At 58.1% G+C, this 17,425-nt stretch carries 19 protein-coding genes and 1 other RNA gene; 9 read left to right on the forward strand and 11 right to left on the reverse strand.

All coding sequences use genetic code 11. The annotated features are described in order from the left end of the window. The first annotated feature begins 229 nt into the window (after nucleotides 1-229). The 3 genes from OXR61_RS21000 to OXR61_RS21010 all read left to right on the forward strand — a co-directional run bounded on the left by OXR61_RS21000 (nucleotide 230) and on the right by OXR61_RS21010 (nucleotide 1,349). Nucleotides 230-583, forward strand: a complete 354-nt coding sequence (locus OXR61_RS21000; protein WP_031279656.1) for a hypothetical protein — start codon at nucleotides 230-232, stop codon at nucleotides 581-583. Nucleotides 584-728: 145 nt separating this feature from the next. Beyond that, nucleotides 729-1,106, forward strand: a complete 378-nt coding sequence (gene tomB / locus OXR61_RS21005; RefSeq protein WP_021313568.1) for an Hha toxicity modulator TomB — start codon at nucleotides 729-731, stop codon at nucleotides 1,104-1,106. A 24-nt stretch (nucleotides 1,107-1,130) separates the two neighbouring features. Continuing rightward, a complete protein-coding gene (locus OXR61_RS21010; RefSeq protein ID WP_021507203.1) occupies nucleotides 1,131-1,349 on the forward strand; it encodes an HHA domain-containing protein in 219 nt (72 codons plus the stop codon). Nucleotides 1,350-1,477: 128 nt separating this feature from the next. Here OXR61_RS21010 and ffs read toward each other — a convergent pair. Beyond that, nucleotides 1,478-1,574: signal recognition particle sRNA small type (gene ffs / locus OXR61_RS21015), an RNA gene on the reverse strand. 176 nt (nucleotides 1,575-1,750) lie between these two features. Here ffs and OXR61_RS21020 point away from each other — a divergent pair. Continuing rightward, entirely contained in the window at nucleotides 1,751-2,062 is a 312-nt protein-coding gene (locus OXR61_RS21020) for an MGMT family protein (protein ID WP_021507202.1), read from the forward strand. 150 nt (nucleotides 2,063-2,212) lie between these two features. Here the strand turns inward: OXR61_RS21020 and OXR61_RS21025 are convergent, their stop codons facing one another. After that, nucleotides 2,213-2,770: a YbaY family lipoprotein gene (locus OXR61_RS21025; RefSeq protein ID WP_021507201.1), complete on the reverse strand. Its 558-nt coding sequence runs from the start codon at nucleotides 2,768-2,770 to the stop codon at nucleotides 2,213-2,215. A gap of 15 nt (nucleotides 2,771-2,785) precedes the next feature. On the opposite strand from OXR61_RS21025, the gene OXR61_RS21030 reads away from it, so the two are divergent. Both OXR61_RS21030 and tesB read left to right on the forward strand, forming a co-directional pair. Beyond that, nucleotides 2,786-2,977, forward strand: a complete 192-nt coding sequence (locus tag OXR61_RS21030; protein WP_125309056.1) for a hypothetical protein — start codon at nucleotides 2,786-2,788, stop codon at nucleotides 2,975-2,977. Further along, nucleotides 2,974-3,837, forward strand: coding sequence for an acyl-CoA thioesterase II (gene tesB, locus OXR61_RS21035; RefSeq protein ID WP_021507200.1), 864 nt, complete (start codon nucleotides 2,974-2,976; stop codon nucleotides 3,835-3,837). Before OXR61_RS21030 ends, tesB begins: the two co-directional genes overlap by 4 nt. Nucleotides 3,838-3,909: 72 nt before the next feature. Here tesB and amtB read toward each other — a convergent pair whose 3' ends face one another. From amtB to OXR61_RS21060, 5 genes are all read right to left on the reverse strand, one after another. Next, nucleotides 3,910-5,199 (reverse strand): ammonium transporter AmtB, encoded by a 1,290-nt coding sequence (gene amtB, locus OXR61_RS21040; protein WP_021507199.1) that lies wholly within the window; start codon nucleotides 5,197-5,199, stop codon nucleotides 3,910-3,912. Nucleotides 5,200-5,232: 33 nt separating this feature from the next. Next, nucleotides 5,233-5,571, reverse strand: a complete 339-nt coding sequence (glnK, locus tag OXR61_RS21045; protein ID WP_007886947.1) for a P-II family nitrogen regulator — start codon at nucleotides 5,569-5,571, stop codon at nucleotides 5,233-5,235. Nucleotides 5,572-5,830: 259 nt separating this feature from the next. Beyond that, the gene (locus OXR61_RS21050) at nucleotides 5,831-7,606 is read right to left on the reverse strand and encodes a SmdB family multidrug efflux ABC transporter permease/ATP-binding protein (protein WP_021507198.1); all 1,776 of its coding nucleotides are present in this window, start codon (nucleotides 7,604-7,606) and stop codon (nucleotides 5,831-5,833) included. Beyond that, nucleotides 7,599-9,368, reverse strand: a complete 1,770-nt coding sequence (locus OXR61_RS21055) for a SmdA family multidrug ABC transporter permease/ATP-binding protein (protein ID WP_031279655.1) — start codon at nucleotides 9,366-9,368, stop codon at nucleotides 7,599-7,601. Before OXR61_RS21055 ends, OXR61_RS21050 begins: the two co-directional genes overlap by 8 nt. Before the next feature lie 24 nt (nucleotides 9,369-9,392). Then, nucleotides 9,393-9,854, reverse strand: coding sequence for an Lrp/AsnC family transcriptional regulator (locus OXR61_RS21060; RefSeq protein WP_021507196.1), 462 nt, complete (start codon nucleotides 9,852-9,854; stop codon nucleotides 9,393-9,395). 115 nt (nucleotides 9,855-9,969) lie between these two features. On the opposite strand from OXR61_RS21060, the gene OXR61_RS21065 reads away from it, so the two are divergent. Then, nucleotides 9,970-11,004, forward strand: a complete 1,035-nt coding sequence (locus tag OXR61_RS21065) for a PLP-dependent cysteine synthase family protein (protein WP_021507195.1) — start codon at nucleotides 9,970-9,972, stop codon at nucleotides 11,002-11,004. A 34-nt stretch (nucleotides 11,005-11,038) separates the two neighbouring features. Here OXR61_RS21065 and cof read toward each other — a convergent pair whose 3' ends face one another. Next, nucleotides 11,039-11,860: an HMP-PP phosphatase gene (gene cof, locus OXR61_RS21070; RefSeq protein ID WP_021507194.1), complete on the reverse strand. Its 822-nt coding sequence runs from the start codon at nucleotides 11,858-11,860 to the stop codon at nucleotides 11,039-11,041. Between the two features lie 93 nt (nucleotides 11,861-11,953). Between cof and OXR61_RS21075 the strand changes: the two genes are divergently transcribed. Together OXR61_RS21075 and queC are read left to right on the forward strand one after the other, a co-directional pair. Beyond that, entirely contained in the window at nucleotides 11,954-13,669 is a 1,716-nt protein-coding gene (locus OXR61_RS21075; RefSeq protein WP_031279654.1) for an SgrR family transcriptional regulator, read from the forward strand. Nucleotides 13,670-13,695: 26 nt separating this feature from the next. Further along, a complete protein-coding gene (gene queC, locus OXR61_RS21080) occupies nucleotides 13,696-14,391 on the forward strand; it encodes a 7-cyano-7-deazaguanine synthase QueC (protein ID WP_267412546.1) in 696 nt (231 codons plus the stop codon). A 44-nt stretch (nucleotides 14,392-14,435) separates the two neighbouring features. Here the strand turns inward: queC and OXR61_RS21085 are convergent, their stop codons facing one another. The 3 genes from OXR61_RS21085 to ppiD form a co-directional block, all read right to left on the reverse strand. Continuing rightward, on the reverse strand, nucleotides 14,436-14,843 hold the full coding sequence (locus tag OXR61_RS21085; RefSeq protein WP_021507190.1) for a YbgC/FadM family acyl-CoA thioesterase: 408 nt from the start codon (nucleotides 14,841-14,843) through the stop codon (nucleotides 14,436-14,438). Nucleotides 14,844-14,944: 101 nt separating this feature from the next. Then, on the reverse strand, nucleotides 14,945-15,268 hold the full coding sequence (locus OXR61_RS21090) for a helix-hairpin-helix domain-containing protein (RefSeq protein WP_021507189.1): 324 nt from the start codon (nucleotides 15,266-15,268) through the stop codon (nucleotides 14,945-14,947). Between the two features lie 139 nt (nucleotides 15,269-15,407). Beyond that, the gene (ppiD, locus tag OXR61_RS21095) at nucleotides 15,408-17,276 is read right to left on the reverse strand and encodes a peptidylprolyl isomerase (protein ID WP_031279653.1); all 1,869 of its coding nucleotides are present in this window, start codon (nucleotides 17,274-17,276) and stop codon (nucleotides 15,408-15,410) included. Nucleotides 17,277-17,425 lie beyond the last annotated feature (149 nt).

Consider the following 17,425-nt stretch of genomic DNA (forward strand, 5'->3'; position numbering starts at 1 on the left):
CATGATAGGCAACCAAAATGTTATAACATAACAATATACTACCTGATGGCATCATCGCGACGCGCGGACGAAAGTGTTTCAAAAGTTGATCAGCGGCGATACGCCTGGGCGATTTGTGCCATCAAGCCAGCGCCCATCGCAGCAATCGCCCTTTCTGTTTACCAATGGCTTGCAATGTCAGAGCTGAAAGCCAATGATAGAACTCTCCTTGCTTTTTACGGGATGCAGAATGCAGTCTATTATTCATAGTGATATTGATGTGAATGAGGATGATTGCGGCAAGTTACGCCAGATTATCCAGGGGAATATTCTCAAAATAGCCCAGGACCTTGCCGGCGATTTACAGTGGTATTCTCAAAACGCGCAATTAGTTCCGGACAGTTTTACCATTATTTCCATTCAGCCCGTCGGCCACAAACGATTTAAAATGCTTTACGATTTCACGTGGGATTTATTTAATCCCTGCCTTGATTTAAATGAAACCTTTACCCAACGTGAAGAAGTTATGTTCCAGACAACGCCCGGTGCGCTGGTGTTTGAGGTGATAGACAATACCCGCCCGTCACCGTGCGACGAATTGTAATATTTAGTAATTGGGTGAGCAAAACTAATGATTGTGGATTATATTTAAAAGGTCGCTGAATTCTTTTTATTCGTGATCGCTCCCTGGTAGCTTTTCCAAATCTCGCCGCGTCGCGGTAACTGTGCTCGCTATGGAGGGGAAAAAGATGGACGAATACTCACCGAAACGGCATGATATTGCCCAGCTTAAATTTCTGTGTGAGAACCTGTTTGACGAAAGTATGGCGACGCTAACCGACAGCCATCACGGCTGGGTTAATGATCCCACTTCGCCAGGCAATTTACAGCTCAACGATTTGATTGAGCATATCGCCTCTTTCACGATGAATTACAAAATTAAGCATGTTGAAGATGAAGCGCTGATTACGCAAATCGATGAATATCTTGATGATACCTTTATGCTGTTTAGCAGCTATGGAATCAATACCCAGGATCTTCAACGGTGGCAACGTTCAGCAAAACGCTTATTTAATCTGTTTGCCGAAGAGTGCGCTTATCTCCAGCAACCCAGCCATTCCTTTTAGCATCAGAGTGAGACCGGTTTATTTATGAGCAACCCAGCCTTAACCAAAACAGACTATTTGATGCGACTGCGTCGTTGTCGCTCAATTGACACCCTTGAACGGGTGATTGAAAAGAACAAGTATGAATTACCCGATGATGAGTTAGCGGTATTTTACTCCGCAGCCGATCACCGTCTGGCCGAGCTGACCATGAACAAGCTCTATGACAAAGTGCCCGGATCTGTCTGGAAGTACGTCCGCTAAGTTTTCTCCCCGCAGGTCGCTTCGTTACTCACCTTTATTTCCACGGATGACAGGCAGGCAAAGGAGTGCCGATACGGTGCTGTGCCGCATTGCGCGCAGGGATTTTGCATGGGCAGAAATGGTGGAGGCCCTGCCAGCTACATCCCGGCACACGCGTCGCCTGCTGCGGCTGCTTCCTTCCGGACCTGACCGAGTTCACAAGTTAGCGTTGCGGGAGAACCAACAGGGCCCCCATTGACGAGCTCTCATGTTGAGAGCGCTGGCATTATCGGGGAAGCCCCTGGCAATTGCAAGCGCAGGCCGGGCAACCGTTGGTTTCTTGAACAGGCCGGCGGCAAAACCCTGCAGATAGCCGCAATCGCATGCTAAAGTGGCGCTTTTCCCGCAGACGAGGTGCGTCAGTGAGTGAACAGAGCAATTTTTCCGAGCGCGTCTGGCAAATTGTTGCCGCTATTCCTGCCGGTAAAGTGACGACCTACGGCGATGTCGCGCTGCTGGCCGGTTCACCGCGCGCCGCACGTCAGGTGGGCGGCGTGCTGCGGCGCCTGCCGCCAGGCAGCAAACTGCCGTGGTTCCGCGTGATTAATCGTCATGGTCGTATTTCGCTACAGGGCGATGATCTTTTTCGTCAGCGCGATGCACTGGAAGCCGAAGGTATTGAAGTGAGTGATGCAGGAGAAATTGAACTGGCGAAGTATCGCTGGGAGTATTAATGCAAGCGGTGCAAAATGTGGCCCCCGAGCCCGCAGCCGTTACGTAAAGCCGCTGTCTCGTCCCTGATCGCTCGGCACACGCCATCCCTGGCGTGTGACGCTTTACTTCACGGCAGCGGGCCCGTGAGCCTGTCTGCCGCGATGGGTGTGTTACAGACTGGTTGGTGCCGGCACGGAGGCTGACGGCGTAACCTGGGTTGGCGACGTCGAAGGCACGGTGGTAGCAGCGCCCGGCTGGGTTGGCATCGCCATATTGGTCACCGGTACCAGCAGCAGTTCCGCTTTCGTTCCACCCTGATTAATCACCGGTTTCACCGTATCGGTGATAAACGCCAGCTTGCCGTCGATGGTGATCGCTGCGCTCAGCAAAATGCGCGCGTTCGGCTGGATATCGGCCGGGTTAAAGGGCAGCACAAACTGGAACGGTGCCTGTTTGCCCTCGGTGCGAACCACACGCTGTGACAGCACTTTGGACGGCGCATCCGCCAGTGACGCATCGGCCAGCGTCACGGTCAGCACCGCATCCGGCGGCAGCGCAATACGCTGGCGAATATAGACGGACCCGCTTACGTTCGGCTGGGCAATCGCCGACGGCTGCCCGGCCACGCTGGCGCCTAAAGTTGGCGTCGGCACGGGTTTACTGTGATCGGCACAGCCTGTGATTGCCACCGCCAGTGTCATACCGCTAATTACATGCCAGAGTTTCATCGATGTCGTCTCCTTATGAACACTATGATTGTCGGCGGTAAATTTATTGGCTGGGTTTTCCACCGCCGATTGCTGTTAATTCTGGCACAAAAATCCGCTTTGCGCCTGAAGCCCCGCCATCCTGCTGAAAACCGGGTAAAAGCGTTGCGCAAACTGGTCGGATCTTTCACACTGACGCCATTGGCATCACTGAGGAATCCGTTATGAGCCAGGCACTGCACAACCTGCTTAATTTATTGAATCTGGAAAAACTGGAAGAGGGTCTGTTTCGCGGCCAGAGTGAAGATCTCGGCCTGCGCCAGGTGTTTGGCGGCCAGGTGGTGGGACAGGCGCTGTATGCGGCAAAACAAACCGTGCCGGAAGCCCGTATCATCCACTCCTTCCACAGCTACTTTCTGCGCCCGGGCGACAGCCAGAAAGCCATTATTTACGATGTGGAAACCCTGCGCGACGGCAAAAGCTTCAGCGCCCGCCGCGTCAGCGCCGTACAAAGCGGTCAGCCGATCTTCTACATGACCGCCTCCTTTCAGGCACCGGAAAATGGCTTCGAGCATCAGAACAGCATGCCGCAGGTGCCGGGACCCGATAACCTGCCCTCCGAGCAGGATCTCGCCCATCGGCTGGCTGCGCACCTGCCGCTCAAGCTGAAAGAAAAATTCCTCGCCGAGCGCCCGCTGGATATCCGTCCGGTGCAGATCCACAATCCGCTGAAAGGCCACGTTGATGAGCCGCTGCGCCAGGTCTGGGTGCGTGCCAATGGCCAGCTGCCGGACGATCGCCGCATTCACCAATATCTGCTGGGCTACGCTTCCGATCTCAACTTTCTGCCGGTCGCGCTGCAGCCGCATGGCAAAGGCTTCCTTGAGCCGGATATGCAGGTGGCGACGATTGACCACTCCATGTGGTTCCACCGTCCATTCGATCTCTCGGAGTGGCTCCTGTACAGCGTGGTAAGCACTTCAGCGTCCGGCGCGCGCGGCTTCGTGCGCGGTGAGTTCTTCAGCCAGGACGGCACGCTGGTGGCGACGACGGTGCAGGAAGGGGTGATGCGTCAGCGCGAAGCATAAAAAAAGGGGCGATTATCTCGCCCCTTTCTCATCATTATAGTTATAGCGCACTGCTCTTCTGCCAGCCGGCACTTACTGGTTGTAAGCGTTCTCGCCGTGGCTGTTCACATCCAGACCTTCACGTTCCTGTTCTTCCGGTACGCGCAGGCCAACAATCATATCTGCCAGCTTGAAGCCCACGAAGGCTACTACGCCAGACCAGACGATGGTCAGGCCACAGCTGAACAGCTGCACCCAAACCTGATGGCCCATGGTCACGCCTTCCGCGTAGCCTACGCCGCCCAGTGAAGAGGAGGCAAACACGCCGGTCAGGATACAGCCGAGGATACCGCACACGCCGTGCACACCGAACACATCGCACGGGTCATCCACGCGCAGCCATTTCTTCAGCGTGGTCACACCCCAGATACCTGCCAGGCCACCGGCCAGACCGATAATCAGTGCGCCGCCGACGCCGACATAACCACAGGCTGGCGTGATGGCAACCAGACCGGCGATGAAGCCAGAAGACGCACCCAGCAGTGAAGGCTTACCGCGCAGCGCCCACTCACCGAACACCCACGACAGCACGGCACCCGCAGTGGCCACCACGGTATTCAGGAAGGCCAGCGCCGCGATTTCGTTCGCGGAAGACGCAGAGCCGGCGTTGAAACCGAACCAGCCAACGTACAGAATCGCGGTACCGGTAAACACCATCGGCAGGTTATGCGGCTTGAACGCTTCTTTACCGAAGCCAGCACGCTTGCCTACCAGGTAAGCACCAACCAGACCCGCAACGGCGGCGTTGATGTGCACCACGGTACCGCCAGCGAAGTCCAGCGCGCCATCCTGTGCCAGGAAGCCGCCAGCCCACACCATATGTGCGATAGGCAGATAGGCCAGAGTCAGCCACACCAGTACGAAAATCAGTACCGCCGAGAAGCGAATACGCTCAGCCAGCGAACCAACAATCAGCCCCACGGTAATACAGGCAAAGGAAGCCTGGAACGCCACGTGAATGTACTGATAGAAGCTGCCCATCACCGCTTTCAGCTCGATATTTTTCAGCATCGCCCACTGGAAGTTACCGAAGAAGGCGTTGCCTTCGCTGAACGCCAGCGAGTAGCCGTAGACGATCCACAGTACGCATACTAACGCGAACGTCACCGCGACCTGAGTCAGCATCGACAGCACGTTTTTGCCGCGAATCAGGCCGCCGTAAAACAGGGCAATGCCGGGAATTGTCATGAACAGTACCAGCGCGGTACAAATCATCATAAACGCGTTATCGGCTTTATCCGCTACGGCAGGCGCAGCTGCCATCGCAAGAGACGGTAACAGCGCCAGGCTGGTGAGGCCCAACTTAGTCATTACTTTATTCATTTCTTTCCATCCCATCACAATTCAGAGCCCCAGTTACAGTGCTGCTTCGTCGGTCTCGCCGGTGCGAATACGAATCACGCGCTGCAGTTCCGCGACGAAAATTTTGCCGTCGCCAATTTTGCCGGTGTACGCGGCTTTGCTGATCACATCCACCACTTCATCCAGCTGATCGTCCGCAATCGCAATATCGATTTTTACTTTTGGCAGGAAGTTAACGCTGTACTCGGCACCGCGGTACAGTTCTGCATGGCCTTTCTGACGACCGAAGCCTTTTACTTCGGTCACGGTCAGGCCCTGAATGCCAATGGAGGATAAGGCTTCACGCACGTCCTCCAGCTTAAATGGTTTGATTACCACGGTAACCAGCTTCATACGTTCCCCTCCGGATATAAAAATAGGTGAGTCTTCGCGGACACGCAGAGAGTTAAGCAAAGGCTGTGCCACAAATGGCAAAAGTGGGCGCTAAGGCTGCCGGGCGCAGAGTATCGCGCTCCGGTATGGCGTAACGGGCAAGGTTTTCATTCGGAAAAACAGAAAGGTGGGACTTTACTGCACTCCTTTGGTGCTTGCGGCCTCAAAGGAGTGCATCAATACAGAACATTCCGATAAATCTGCGCAAAAAAGGTGCAAATCACCCCTCTGCCGTTGCGGGTATGCCCGCCGCGAGTTCATCGCCAGCCTGCTGCAGCTGGTACATCTGCCAGTAAAGGCCCTGCTGCGCCAGCAGTTCGGTGTGCGTACCGCGTTCGACCACCTGACCACGGTGCAGCACCAGAATCTGATCCGCTTCGGTGATGGTGGAAAGACGGTGAGCAATCACCACCAGCGTGCTGTGCTGGCGCAGCGTGCGCAGCGCCTGCTGAATCGCCTGCTCGGTGCCTGAGTCGATATTGGCAGTGGCCTCATCGAGGATCAGAATCTGCGGCAGCGACACCAGCACGCGCGCCAGCGCCAGCAGCTGCTTCTGCCCGACCGACAGCGTGTTCCCCTGCTCACCGAGCCGGGTATGAATGCCGTCGCGCATCGCGCGGGCCAGCGGTGACAGCTGCACCTTCTCCAGCGCGCGCCACACGTCCTCTTCGCTGATATCGCGTCCCAAACGCACGTTGGCCAATAGCGTATCGGCCAGTACCACCGGATCCTGTTGCACCATCGCCACGCTGCAGCGCAGCGCATCGTGCGTCAGCTGGCGCAGCGGGCGGCCATCCAGTTCTATGCTGCCGCGCGTCACCGGATAGTAGCCCATCAGCAGATTGGCTAAGGTGCTTTTGCCGCTGCCGGTGTGGCCGACCAGTGCCACGAAGCCGCGCGCCGGCACCTCGAGGTTGATATGGCTGAGCACGTCGCGGTTGTCGCGGTAGGCAAAGCTGACATCGCGCAGGGTGATACGCCCGGAAGCCAGCGGCTGAGCGTCACTGCCGTAGCCCTGCTGCGCCGCATCCATCAGTTCAAAAATACGCTCGCCCGACACCACCGCCTGCTGCAGCATTGACTGCTGCGTGGTGAGCTCGATCAGTGGCTCGTTAAGGCGGCCAAGATACGTGATAAAGGCGTAAAGCACGCCAACCTCAAACACGCCCGGCGTGGCAAAGCTGAACAGCATTAGCAGACCGCACAAAATCAGTGCAGAAAACAGGCTGAGCAGCGGACGCAGCAGAAAGCCGTCCAGCCGCAGCGTCTCCATCCGCGCCAGATAGTGTGAACGGCTGGCTTTGCCCATGCGCTCGCCAAAGCGCGCCTGCTGGCGAAACTGCTGGATCACACTCATGCCGTTAATCACTTCGTTGAAGCCATTATTGATCTCGGCCAGATAGCTACGTACGCGGCGCGCAATCGGCGTGCTGTAGCGCTGATAGATCAGCATCACCGTTAACACCAGCGGGAAAATCACCAACGCCACCAGCGCCATACGCCAGTCGAGTGCAAACATCGCCACCAGCATCGCGCCAATCAGCGCAGCGCTGCGCAGCACAGTGGCCACCACCGTGACGTAAAGATCTTTGATCACTTCGGTGTCGTTGGTGACGCGCGAAATAATCTGCCCCACCGGCTGGGTATCGAAGGCACTGAGCGGCTGACGCAGCGCCGCATTCATCACGTCGACGCGCAGTTGCTGCACTACACCAATCGCCGCGCGGTTAAACAGCAGCGCCTGGAAATAGTGCAGACCCGCTGCCAGCAGCTGTAGCAGCACAAAGCCCACCAGTAGCCCGGCCACGATGCCCCACGGCATCTGGTGTTTTGCCACCAGGTTATCGATAAAATAGCTTACCAGCACCGGACCGGTGACTTCAGCAGCGGCAGCGATCCACAGCATGCCGACGGCCAGCCACAGCGATTTGCGCCACGGTTTACCGTAGGCCAGCAGGCGTTTCAGCGTTGGCCATAAGCGTTGTGATTTAGCCATGGTCGGCTCCCTGTTCTGACTCGTCCTCATCCAGCGCGGCCTCCAGCTGCTGATAGCGATACATATCGCGATACCAGCCCGGCTGCGCCGCCAGCGTATCGTGATCGCCGCGCTGTGCCACTGCGCCCTGCTGCAATACCAGAATCTCGCTGGCTTCGGTCAGCGCCGACAGCCGATGCGCGCTGATGATCAGCGTGCGCCCTTTGCCCCACAGGCGCAGGTTATGCAGGATTTCATGTTCGGTACGGCCATCAACCGCCGACAACGCATCGTCGAGGATCAGAATCTCCGCGTTGAGCAACAGCGCACGCGCAATGGCGATGCGCTGTTTCTGCCCGCCAGAGAGCATGACGCCGCGCTCGCCCACTTCAGTAGCGTACCCCTGTGGCAGACGCAGAATGTCATCGTGCACGCAGGCCATCTGCGCCACGCGCTCGATCTCTTCCTGCGTAGCCTCCGGGCGGCCCAGCGCCAGGTTATTCGCAACGGTATCGGAAAACAGGAACGGCGTCTGACTGACCACCGCCAGCCGGCTGCGCCAGCTGTCCAGCCGCAGCTGCGGCAGCGGAATGGCGTGATAGCAAATCTCGCCCTGATCGATATCAAAATGGCGCTGAATCAGGCTCAGCAGCGTGCTTTTGCCGCAGCCGGTAGGCCCGCACAGCCCAAGCATCTGCCCGGGTTGTAGCTGGAAATGCACGTCGCTCAGCACCGGCGCGCTGCTCGCCGGATAGTGGAAGGCGCGGATCGCCACCTGCAGCACGCCCGCTTCCACCGGCAGTGGCTGCTGACCATCCTCAACCGCAGGCGCTTCCGCCAGCAGCGCGCCAATACGGCTCCAGGCCGCGCTGCCGCGCTCGACGATGTTAATCATCCACGCCAGCGCCAGCATCGGCCAAATCATCAGCCCTAAATACATGACAAAGCTGGTGAGCTGCCCGAGCGTCAGTGAACCGTGCCACACCATCCAGCCGCCACCGCCAATCGCCAGCAGATTCGAAAAGCCCACGGCGATATAAATGATGGGATCGAAGCGCGCATCGACGCGCGCCACGTGCAGATTTTTGCGGCCGGTGTCGCTGGCGATATCCGCAAACTGGCTCGACTGATGATCTTCCAGGCCAAAAGCTTTGATCATGCGGATGCTGGTCAGACTCTCCTGCGTTTGATCGTTCAGGCTGGAGAACGCCGCCTGCGCCACTTTGAAGCGCTGATGCAGGCGCGCGCCGTCTTTCTGGATCACCAGCGCCATAATCGGCATGGGAATCAGCGCCAGCAGCGTCAGCTCCCAGCTAATCTGCACGCTCATTACCGCCAGCACGACCAGCCCCATCACCAGCGAATCCACCAGCGTCAGCACCCCTTCACCCGCGGCAAACACCACGCGATCGACATCGTTGGTCGCGCGCGCGATCAGATCGCCGGTACGGTGGCGCAGGTAAAACGCCGGATGCTGGCGGCTAAGCTGGCGGTAAAAGTCTTCGCGCAGCTCTACCGCCAGCTGGTAAGAGGCGCCGAACAGCAGCACACGCCAGACGTAGCGCAGCAAATAGACAATCACTGCGGTCACCAGCATCACGCCGATCCACAGAAAAATTTCGCCGCGCGTCAGGCTGTGCTGGGTCACGCCGTCGACAATCACGCCGACCAGATGCGGAGGCAGCAGCTGCAGCAGCGCAATGATAATCAGCAAGCTGATGGCGCCCAGATAGCGCCGCCACTCGCGCAAAAAATACCAACTTAACTGGCTGAATAATCGCACAAAACAATCTCTTGTGATGCCCGTTCAGGGCGCTACCGGCAAGGCGGTGGTGTATTTAATCTCTTCCATAGCAAAGCTGGAGGTGACGTCAATCAGCCCCGGCACGCCGTTAACCAGACGCTTGTAAAACGCGTCGTAGCTCTTCATATCGGCCACCTGAATGCGCAGCAGGTAGTCGTACTCGCCCGCCATGCGGTAAAAGGCCATCACTTCCGGCATCTGCTGTACCACCGCGACAAATTGCTGAAACCAGTCGCTGCTGTGCTGCTGGGTTTTGATCAGCATAAAGGCGGTGAGCGACAGGCCGAGCTTTTCACCATCCAGCAACGCGACGCGCGCCCGAATAATGCCATCATCTTCCAGCTTTTTCAGGCGTTTCCAGCACGGCGTGGTGGTGAGATTCACCGCATCGGCCAGCGCCTGCAGCGACAGCGTGCAGTCTTTTTGCAGCAGCGCCAGCAGTGTGCGGTCAGTTTTATCTAGCATTCGCCACCTCAGGAGAAAAATTTTCTCTTATTTGCCAATTATAACCAACTTTTAGCAACCTCTTTTTCCTGCCAGTGCCTTACACTGAGCGCAATCTCGCTGCCGGAATCGCACCATGCAAACGCCCTGGGTTCGCCACGCTATCAATGAAATTAACGCCGACTTTCAGCGCTCCGCTGATACGCACCTGATCCGTTTTACGCTGGACGATTTCCCCGGCATTCGCTTTTATCTTAAGGATGAAAGCACCCATCCAAGCGGCAGCCTGAAACATCGCCTGGCGCGTTCGCTGTTTCTCTATGGTCTGGCCAATGGCTGGATTGGAGAAAACACGCCGATCATCGAAGCCTCCTCCGGCAGCACTGCGGTGTCGGAAGCCTATTTTGCCCGTCTGCTCGGCCTGCCGTTTATCGCCGTGATGCCAGCCAGTACCGCACGGCGCAAAATCGAGCTGATCCGCTTTTACGGCGGGGAGTGCCACTTCGTCGCCGATCCGTGCCAGCTGTACAGCGAATCCGAGCGTCTGGCGCGTGAACTCAACGGCCATTTTATGGATCAGTTTACCTACGCCGAACGCGCCACCGACTGGCGCGGCAACAATAATATTGCCGAAAGCATTTTCCGCCAGATGGCGCATGAACCCTTCCCGGTGCCGCACACCCTGATCATGAGCGCCGGCACCGGCGGCACCTCGGCTACGCTGGGGCGCTACATCCGCTATCAGGGCCACGACACGCGCCTGCTGGTGGTCGATCCGCAGCACTCGGTGTTTTTCGATTACTGGCACAGCCGCGATCGCACGCTGCGCAGCGAGCGCGGCAGCCTGATTGAGGGGATTGGTCGCCCGCGCGTTGAGCCGTCGTTTTTACCGGATGTGATTGACGAAATGATGAAAGTGCCCGATGGCGCCACCGTGGCGGCGATGTTAAGGCTGGAGCAGATTCTCGGCCGGCGTCCGGGTGCCTCTACCGGCACCAATTTCTGGGGCATGCTGCAGGTGGCAAAACGGCTGCGCGCGCAGGGGCAGTCCGCCGCGCTGGTCACGCTGCTGTGTGACAGCGGCGAGCGCTATCCGGATACCTATTACAATCCGCAGTGGGTCGCTGAGCAGATCGGCGATATTCAGGCGTGGCAGCGCGAGCTGCAATAAAAAACCGGACATCCTGTCCGGTTCACTGTAAGCCTCAGCATTCGGGGGAATAATCGAGGTGTGGTGTGTTCATCCAGTGATTTAAGTAGTGAGACACCGCCTGTGTCTCGCAATGGCCAATAATCGGTAAATGGGGCAGCGAGGTTTTGAGCTGATGCATGGCGTTGCCCATGATAAAACCACGCCCGACGCGCTCCAGCATTTCGCGGTCGTTCATCGCATCGCCAAATGCCATGCAATCCGCCAGCGACAGAGACAGATGCTGGCACAGCCGCGCCAGCGCGGCGCCTTTGTGGCAATCCAACGGTAAAACTTCCAGACACTCCCTGGCGGAGAAGCACAGGCTGGCGCGATCGCCGAGCGCCTGTTGCAGTTCAATCTTCAGCGCCAGCAGCATCTCATACGGCGCGATAAAGCAGATCTTGGTGACTTCATGTGCCGGCATGCGGCGTAAATCACGCAGCTGATAGTGAAACCCGCTCATCGCGTGCGCTTCCAGCAATCCCGGGAGCGGTTTATCGGTAAACCAGCCTTCGTCATTAAAGATGTGGATCGATGCGGGAGTTTGCCAGTGACTGTGCAATACCTCTTCCGCCACCGACGGCGCTAAATCACAGCCGTACAGCTGCCTGCCCTCGGCATCGTGAATGCGCGTGCCGTTACCGGTGATCAGCCAGGCGGGCAAGGTGATCTGCTGGCGTACTGCCTGCATATCCAGCAGGTGACGCCCCGTGGCAAACGCCAGTGTAACGCCACGCTGGTGTAGGGCGTTGAGGCTCTGCAGCGTCTCCGCACCTAAACGGTGGGTAGGCAGCAGCAGTGTACCGTCCATATCAAATGCCGCGAGGCGGGCCATAGCAACTCTCCGGTCTGAATGAGGGGTTTACTATCGCCTGGTAATTACGGAACTAATAGTGAATACTTTCAAAAAACTGTTCCGGGTTTAATCATGCGACAGCTTCATCGGGTTAATCAGTTTCAGCGCCTGTGGCAGCTTAGCCAGGGCGAAGCGCAGCGCATCAGCGTTGCGGCCATGGCGCAGCACTGCTATTGCAGCGAGCGCCACGTGCGTACCCTGCTGCGGCAGTGGCAGCAGGCGGGCTGGCTGCAGTGGCACGGTGCGGCGGGACGCGGTAAACAGGGCGAACTGCGCTTTCTGCTCTCTCCCGAACAGCTGCGTCAGCAATTGCTCAGCCAGCAGCTGGCAGCCGGTGAAGCGGTACAGGCACTGCAGGTACTGGATGTCGCGCCTGAACGGCTGGTGAAAATGCTGCGCCCACTGATGGGCGGCCAGTGGCAGAATCAGGCGCCGGTGCTGCGCATTCCCTATTATCGCGCGATGGAGGCGCTGGATCCGCTGCAGCTCACCGGACGCGCCGAGCAGCATCTGGTACGCCAGATTTTTTCCGGCCTGACGCGCTTTAACGCGGATGATGTCGAGGGCGATCTGGCACATCACTGGCAGCACGATGCACAGGGCCGCGAATGGTATTTCTGGCTGCGGCCACTCCTCAGCTGGCACAACGACGAACCAGTGCAGGCGGCACAGCTGGTCCAGCAGCTGCAACGTATCATGCAGACGCCGCAGGGCGGCCGCCTGCTGGCGGCGGTGGAACACATCGATGCGCCACATCCGCTGGCGCTGCGTATCCGGCTGCGCACCAGCGATTACTGGCTGCCGCAGCGGCTGGCGCATCAGTTTTGCCTGCTGCCGCATCCGGAACATGCCGATATCGGCAGCGGACCGTGGCGCCTGACGCACTTTACCCGCGAGCTGGTGCGGCTGGAGAGCCATGCGCGCTGGCACCATCAGCGTCCGCTGATTCAGGTGGTGGAATACTGGATTACGCCGCAGCTGTTCGATCGCGGGCTGGGCACCAGCTGTCGCCATCCGGTGCAGATCGCGATTGGCGATCCCGACGAGCTGGACACGCTGCGGCCGGTGGATCGCAGCATCAGTCTCGGTTTCTGTTATCTGGCGCCGCGTTTCTCGGCTCGCTTCAGCCAGGCGCAGGCCAAAACGCTGCTCGCGCTGATTCAGCACAGCGGCGTTATTCAGCAGCTGCCGCTGGATGAAGGCTTAATTACGCCAACCGCAGAACTGCTGCCCGGCTGGCCGCTGCCCGCCCCGCACCGCCCGGATGGCGCACTGCCCGCAACGCTGACGCTGCATTATCACCTGCCCATCGAACTGCACGTCATGGCGCAGGCGCTGGTGCCGCTGCTGGCGGCACAGGGCTGTACCCTCACCTGCGTATTTCACGACGTCAAAAGCTGGCGCGACGACATCGATCTGAGTGACGCCGACATCATCATGGGCGACCGTCTGATTGGTGATGCGCCGCAGTTTACCCTGGTGAACTGGCTGGAAAATGATGCGGCCTGGCAACCGCTGCGTCCGGCGGTACTGCAGGCACCGCTGCACGCTATCGCCCGTCAGCCCAGTCCGGCACTGCGCAGCGCCGCGATTCATCAGCTGTTCCAGCAGCTGATGCGCGACGGCCATTTGCTGCCGCTGTTTAACTATCGCTACCAGGTGTTTGCTCCACCAGGCGTCGAAGGTATTCAGCTTAACAGCATGGGCTGGTTCGATTTCACCCGCGCCTGGATCCCGCCGCCCGCCGCAGGCGGTGCTGTTCAGCCCGCGCCGGAGCCAGTACCATAGGCGCACTGATTTATGGGGAAGAAAACATGAAACGAGCCGTTGTCGTATTCAGTGGCGGACAAGACTCCACCACCTGTCTGATTCAGGCGCTGCAGCAGTATGATGAAGTGCACTGCCTGACCTTTGATTATGGTCAGCGCCATCGCGAAGAGATCAGCGTCGCCGCAGAGCTGGCGCACCAGCTGGGCGCGCGGGCGCACAAAGTGCTGGACGTAACGCTGCTTAATGAACTGGCGGTCAGCAGCCTGACGCGCGATAACATTCCGGTGCCGGCCTACAATCCACAGGCCAGCGGCCTGCCCAGCACCTTTGTCCCGGGGCGTAACATCCTGTTTCTGACGCTGGCCTCAATTTATGCCTATCAGGTGGAAGCCGAAGCGGTGATCACCGGCGTATGTGAAACCGATTTTTCCGGCTATCCGGATTGCCGTGACGAGTTTGTCAAAGCGCTGAACAACGCCGTTACTCTCGGCATGGCGCGCGAAGTGCGTTTTGAAACGCCGCTGATGTGGCTGAATAAAGCGGAAACCTGGGCGCTGGCGGACTACTGGCAGCAGCTGCCGCTGGTCCGATCGGAGACGCTAACCTGCTACAACGGCGTCAAAGGCGACGGCTGTGGTGAGTGTGCGGCCTGCCATCTGCGCGCGCGCGGCCTGGCCGATTACCAGGCCAATGCGGCCAGCGTGATGGCGGCGATGAAACAGAAAAGCGGCCTGCGCTGATTGCGACCGCACTGCGGGCTGGCGTGCTTTCTGGGCATGCCAGCTCAGGAAGACGCGGTCATCAATGCCGCCAGGCGTTCACGTAACTCCCCTTCCAGCGGCACGGTTTTTTGCGTGCGCAAATCGATGCAGACGAAGGTCAGCGCCGCATCCGCCACCAGCGTATTATCACCCGCCAGCACCACCCGCTGTAAAATAATGCCGCTTTTGCCGTTGAGCTGCGAGACCTCGCTCTCAATGTGCAGCACGTCGCCCAGCACCGCCGGACGACGATAGTTAATGTTGATATTCACCACCACAAACGCCAGCTGCTGCTCCAGCAGCCAGTGAAAGGCATCGGCATCTTCCAGCCACTGCCAGCGCGCCTCTTCCAGAAATTCCAGGTAGCGCGCATTGTTCACATGCTGATAGACGTCAAGATGATAGCCGCGCACTTTGATGATGGTTTGCATGATTGCTCCTGTTCAGGCTGTGAATGACAACTGGTTGGACCTGTTGAGCATAGCACAGCCTGATGGGCCGCTTTAGCAATCCTTCAGAGTCGCGAGCCGCTTCACAATTTCAGCCGCGCGCTGTTCCGCTCCACCAGCGCACTGCCAATACCCGGTACTTCTTTCAGCTGCTCGATGGCGCTGAAGGGCCCGTACTGCTCACGATAGCTGACAATCGCCTGCGCTTTTTTCAGTCCAATACCGTTCATGGCAGCGGCCAGCTGCTCGGCCGTGGCCTGATTGATGCTGACCTGTTCCGGCTGCGGCGTGGACACCTGCGTCGCCTGCGTTTCACTGGGGCTTTCCGCCGCCGCCAGTCCGCTGGTCCAGAGCGCGCCGCCCAGCGCCAGCGTGATGCAAAAGGCACGAAATGTTGATTTAACCATGCTGTGTTTCTCCTTGTGTTTGACAGCCACTGCAGGGTGGCACAAGCGAGAAACGCACTCAAAAGGCGATGATCAGAAATGGAAAAGGCCGCAGAAGCGGCCTTTCGGTATTGCAGCAGTTTACCTTTTTTTGTGAGGCTTACTGGTTTTGTGCGGCGGTGCCGTACTTAATCTTCGCCTCTTTACGCAGGTTTTCCAGCAGCGCTTCAAAGGCAATCTGCGCGTTGTTTTGCGTCACGCCTTTCACCATTTCGTCAATCTGCGCCTGCGGCATGTTGCCCGCGCTGACCTTATCCAGCGCGACCAGTACCACGTTGCCCTGCATATCTTCGCTGACACCCCACGACGGCTGGTTATCCGCTGGCTGTGGCAGGTTGAATGCGGCCTGTGCCACCGGATCCTGTGCGTTGCGATCGACGGTTTTGCTGGCGCTCAGCGTCAGGCCAGCCGCCTGCAGCGCGTCCTGTTTGCCCGCTTTCAGCTCGGCCAGCAATTTGTCTGCCTGCGCTTTGGCCTGCTGCGTCGCTTTGTCATGCTTCAGGCTGTCGGCAATCTGCGCTTTGACCTGATCCAGCGGTTTAACCGCTTCCGGTTTGTGCTCGCTGATGCGCAACACAAACGCCCGATCGCCATCGACGCTGATGATGTCAGAGTTGTTGCCCGGCGCGCCGTTCTGACCGGTCAGGCCACCGTTGAAGATCGCCTGTTTAACCGCATCGAAATCGAGATCGGCCGGCACGTTATCGCGGGTGATCCAGCCCGTTTCCACCACTTTCAGGCCAGATGCCTGTGCGGCGCCCGCCAGGGATTCGTTGTCGTTGCTGGCGGCTTCGCTCACCTTCTGCTGCATCTTATAGAAGGCGTCGACGGCTTTTTCCTGCTTCACTTTATCCGCCACCGCATCGTGCACCTCCGCCAGCGGTTTAACCTGCTCTGGCTGGATATCGTCCAGACGCACCACCAGGAAACCGACTGAGGACTTGATCACGCCAGACAGCTGACCTTTCTGCGTCAGGTTGGCGTTTTTCAGTTCGTCCGGCGTGGTGTTCGGCTCCAGCCAGCCCATGTCGCCGCCTTTACGCGCAGAGATTGGGTCGATGGATTTGCTCTTCGCCAGCGTGGCGAAATCCTCGCCCTTTTTCAGCGCATCCAGCACCGCGTTGGCATCGGCTTCGGTTTTGGTCTGAATGATGCTGTAACGGTTGCGCTGCGGCTGTGAATAGTCGGCTTTGTGCTGATCGTACCAGCTCTGAATATCCGCTTCGCTGGCGTTCTCCTGCAGGCTGGCCGCATCCATTTTGATGTAACTGACGCGGAACTGCTCAGGTGCCATAAAGCTGCTCTGATGCTGCTGGTAGTACTGATTGATTTCGTCGTCGCTGGCGGTTTGTTTCGCGGCCAGCGCATTAACGTCAATCACCGCCTGACGAATCTCACGCTGCTGCGAGACCAGATCCACCAGCTTGCTGGTTTCACCCTTCAGCATGAAGTCGGTATTGGCGATGGCGTTGATCAACTGCTGCGTCGCCAGCTGCTTGCGCAGCGCTTCGGCGTACTGATCGGCACTGAAGCCCATGCTGGCGATCAGGCCGTTGTATTTCGCGTTGTCGAACTTACCGTTGGTCTGGAAAGCCTGCTGATTGAAAATAGCCTGCTTCACCTGATCGTCGCTGATGCCAATGTGCAGATCTTTGATGTACTGATCGAGCAGCGCCTGATCGATCAACTGTGACAGCGCCTGCTGGCGCATCTGCTGCATGTAGCCGTCGTTGCTGGCCAGCTGCGAGAACTGGTCGCCCAGCATCTGCTGCTGACGGTTGCGCTCGTTGTTAAACGCCTGTTCCAGCTCACCGCGGCTAATTTCATGGCCGTTCACTTTGGCAGCGTAATCGCTGTTACCGCCAATCAGGTAGTTGCCCACCCCGGTCAGTACGAATGACAGGATGATCAATCCCAGAATGATCTTGAGCACGACATGGTTCGACGCCGCGCGTAAATTGTCCATCATGGTATGACAACACTCCGCTGTAGTGTGGATGTAAAGCTCTGACACGATGTCATCATCGTGCAGCTGCGGTTCAGGCTGGCAGCTGGCAACCATGCGGAGACTGAAGCCAGCGGCTAAAGTCGCGCATCAAGATAAAAAAAGGCACATCA

The sequence above is a fragment of the Pantoea sp. GM_Pan_4 genome (assembly GCF_026541005.1).
GTDB classification, from domain to species: domain Bacteria; phylum Pseudomonadota; class Gammaproteobacteria; order Enterobacterales; family Enterobacteriaceae; genus Pantoea; species Pantoea dispersa.

Coding starts and splice junctions, on each gene's coding strand:
- OXR61_RS21050 (WP_021507198.1), bottom strand. CDS start 7,606: ATGGCTAAATCACAACGCTTATGGCCAACGCTGAAACGCCTGCTGGCC.
- OXR61_RS21090 (WP_021507189.1), bottom strand. CDS start 15,268: ATGGTTAAATCAACATTTCGTGCCTTTTGCATCACGCTGGCGCTGGGC.
- queC (WP_267412546.1), top strand. CDS start 13,696: ATGAAACGAGCCGTTGTCGTATTCAGTGGCGGACAAGACTCCACCACC.
- OXR61_RS21000 (WP_031279656.1), top strand. CDS start 230: ATGCAGTCTATTATTCATAGTGATATTGATGTGAATGAGGATGATTGC.
- OXR61_RS21065 (WP_021507195.1), top strand. CDS start 9,970: ATGCAAACGCCCTGGGTTCGCCACGCTATCAATGAAATTAACGCCGAC.
- OXR61_RS21030 (WP_125309056.1), top strand. CDS start 2,786: ATGAACACTATGATTGTCGGCGGTAAATTTATTGGCTGGGTTTTCCAC.
- ppiD (WP_031279653.1), bottom strand. CDS start 17,276: ATGATGGACAATTTACGCGCGGCGTCGAACCATGTCGTGCTCAAGATC.
- amtB (WP_021507199.1), bottom strand. CDS start 5,199: ATGAATAAAGTAATGACTAAGTTGGGCCTCACCAGCCTGGCGCTGTTA.
- OXR61_RS21025 (WP_021507201.1), bottom strand. CDS start 2,770: ATGAAACTCTGGCATGTAATTAGCGGTATGACACTGGCGGTGGCAATC.
- OXR61_RS21060 (WP_021507196.1), bottom strand. CDS start 9,854: ATGCTAGATAAAACTGACCGCACACTGCTGGCGCTGCTGCAAAAAGAC.
- tesB (WP_021507200.1), top strand. CDS start 2,974: ATGAGCCAGGCACTGCACAACCTGCTTAATTTATTGAATCTGGAAAAA.
- OXR61_RS21085 (WP_021507190.1), bottom strand. CDS start 14,843: ATGCAAACCATCATCAAAGTGCGCGGCTATCATCTTGACGTCTATCAG.
- OXR61_RS21075 (WP_031279654.1), top strand. CDS start 11,954: ATGCGACAGCTTCATCGGGTTAATCAGTTTCAGCGCCTGTGGCAGCTT.
- glnK (WP_007886947.1), bottom strand. CDS start 5,571: ATGAAGCTGGTTACCGTGGTAATCAAACCATTTAAGCTGGAGGACGTG.
- tomB (WP_021313568.1), top strand. CDS start 729: ATGGACGAATACTCACCGAAACGGCATGATATTGCCCAGCTTAAATTT.
- OXR61_RS21010 (WP_021507203.1), top strand. CDS start 1,131: ATGAGCAACCCAGCCTTAACCAAAACAGACTATTTGATGCGACTGCGT.
- cof (WP_021507194.1), bottom strand. CDS start 11,860: ATGGCCCGCCTCGCGGCATTTGATATGGACGGTACACTGCTGCTGCCT.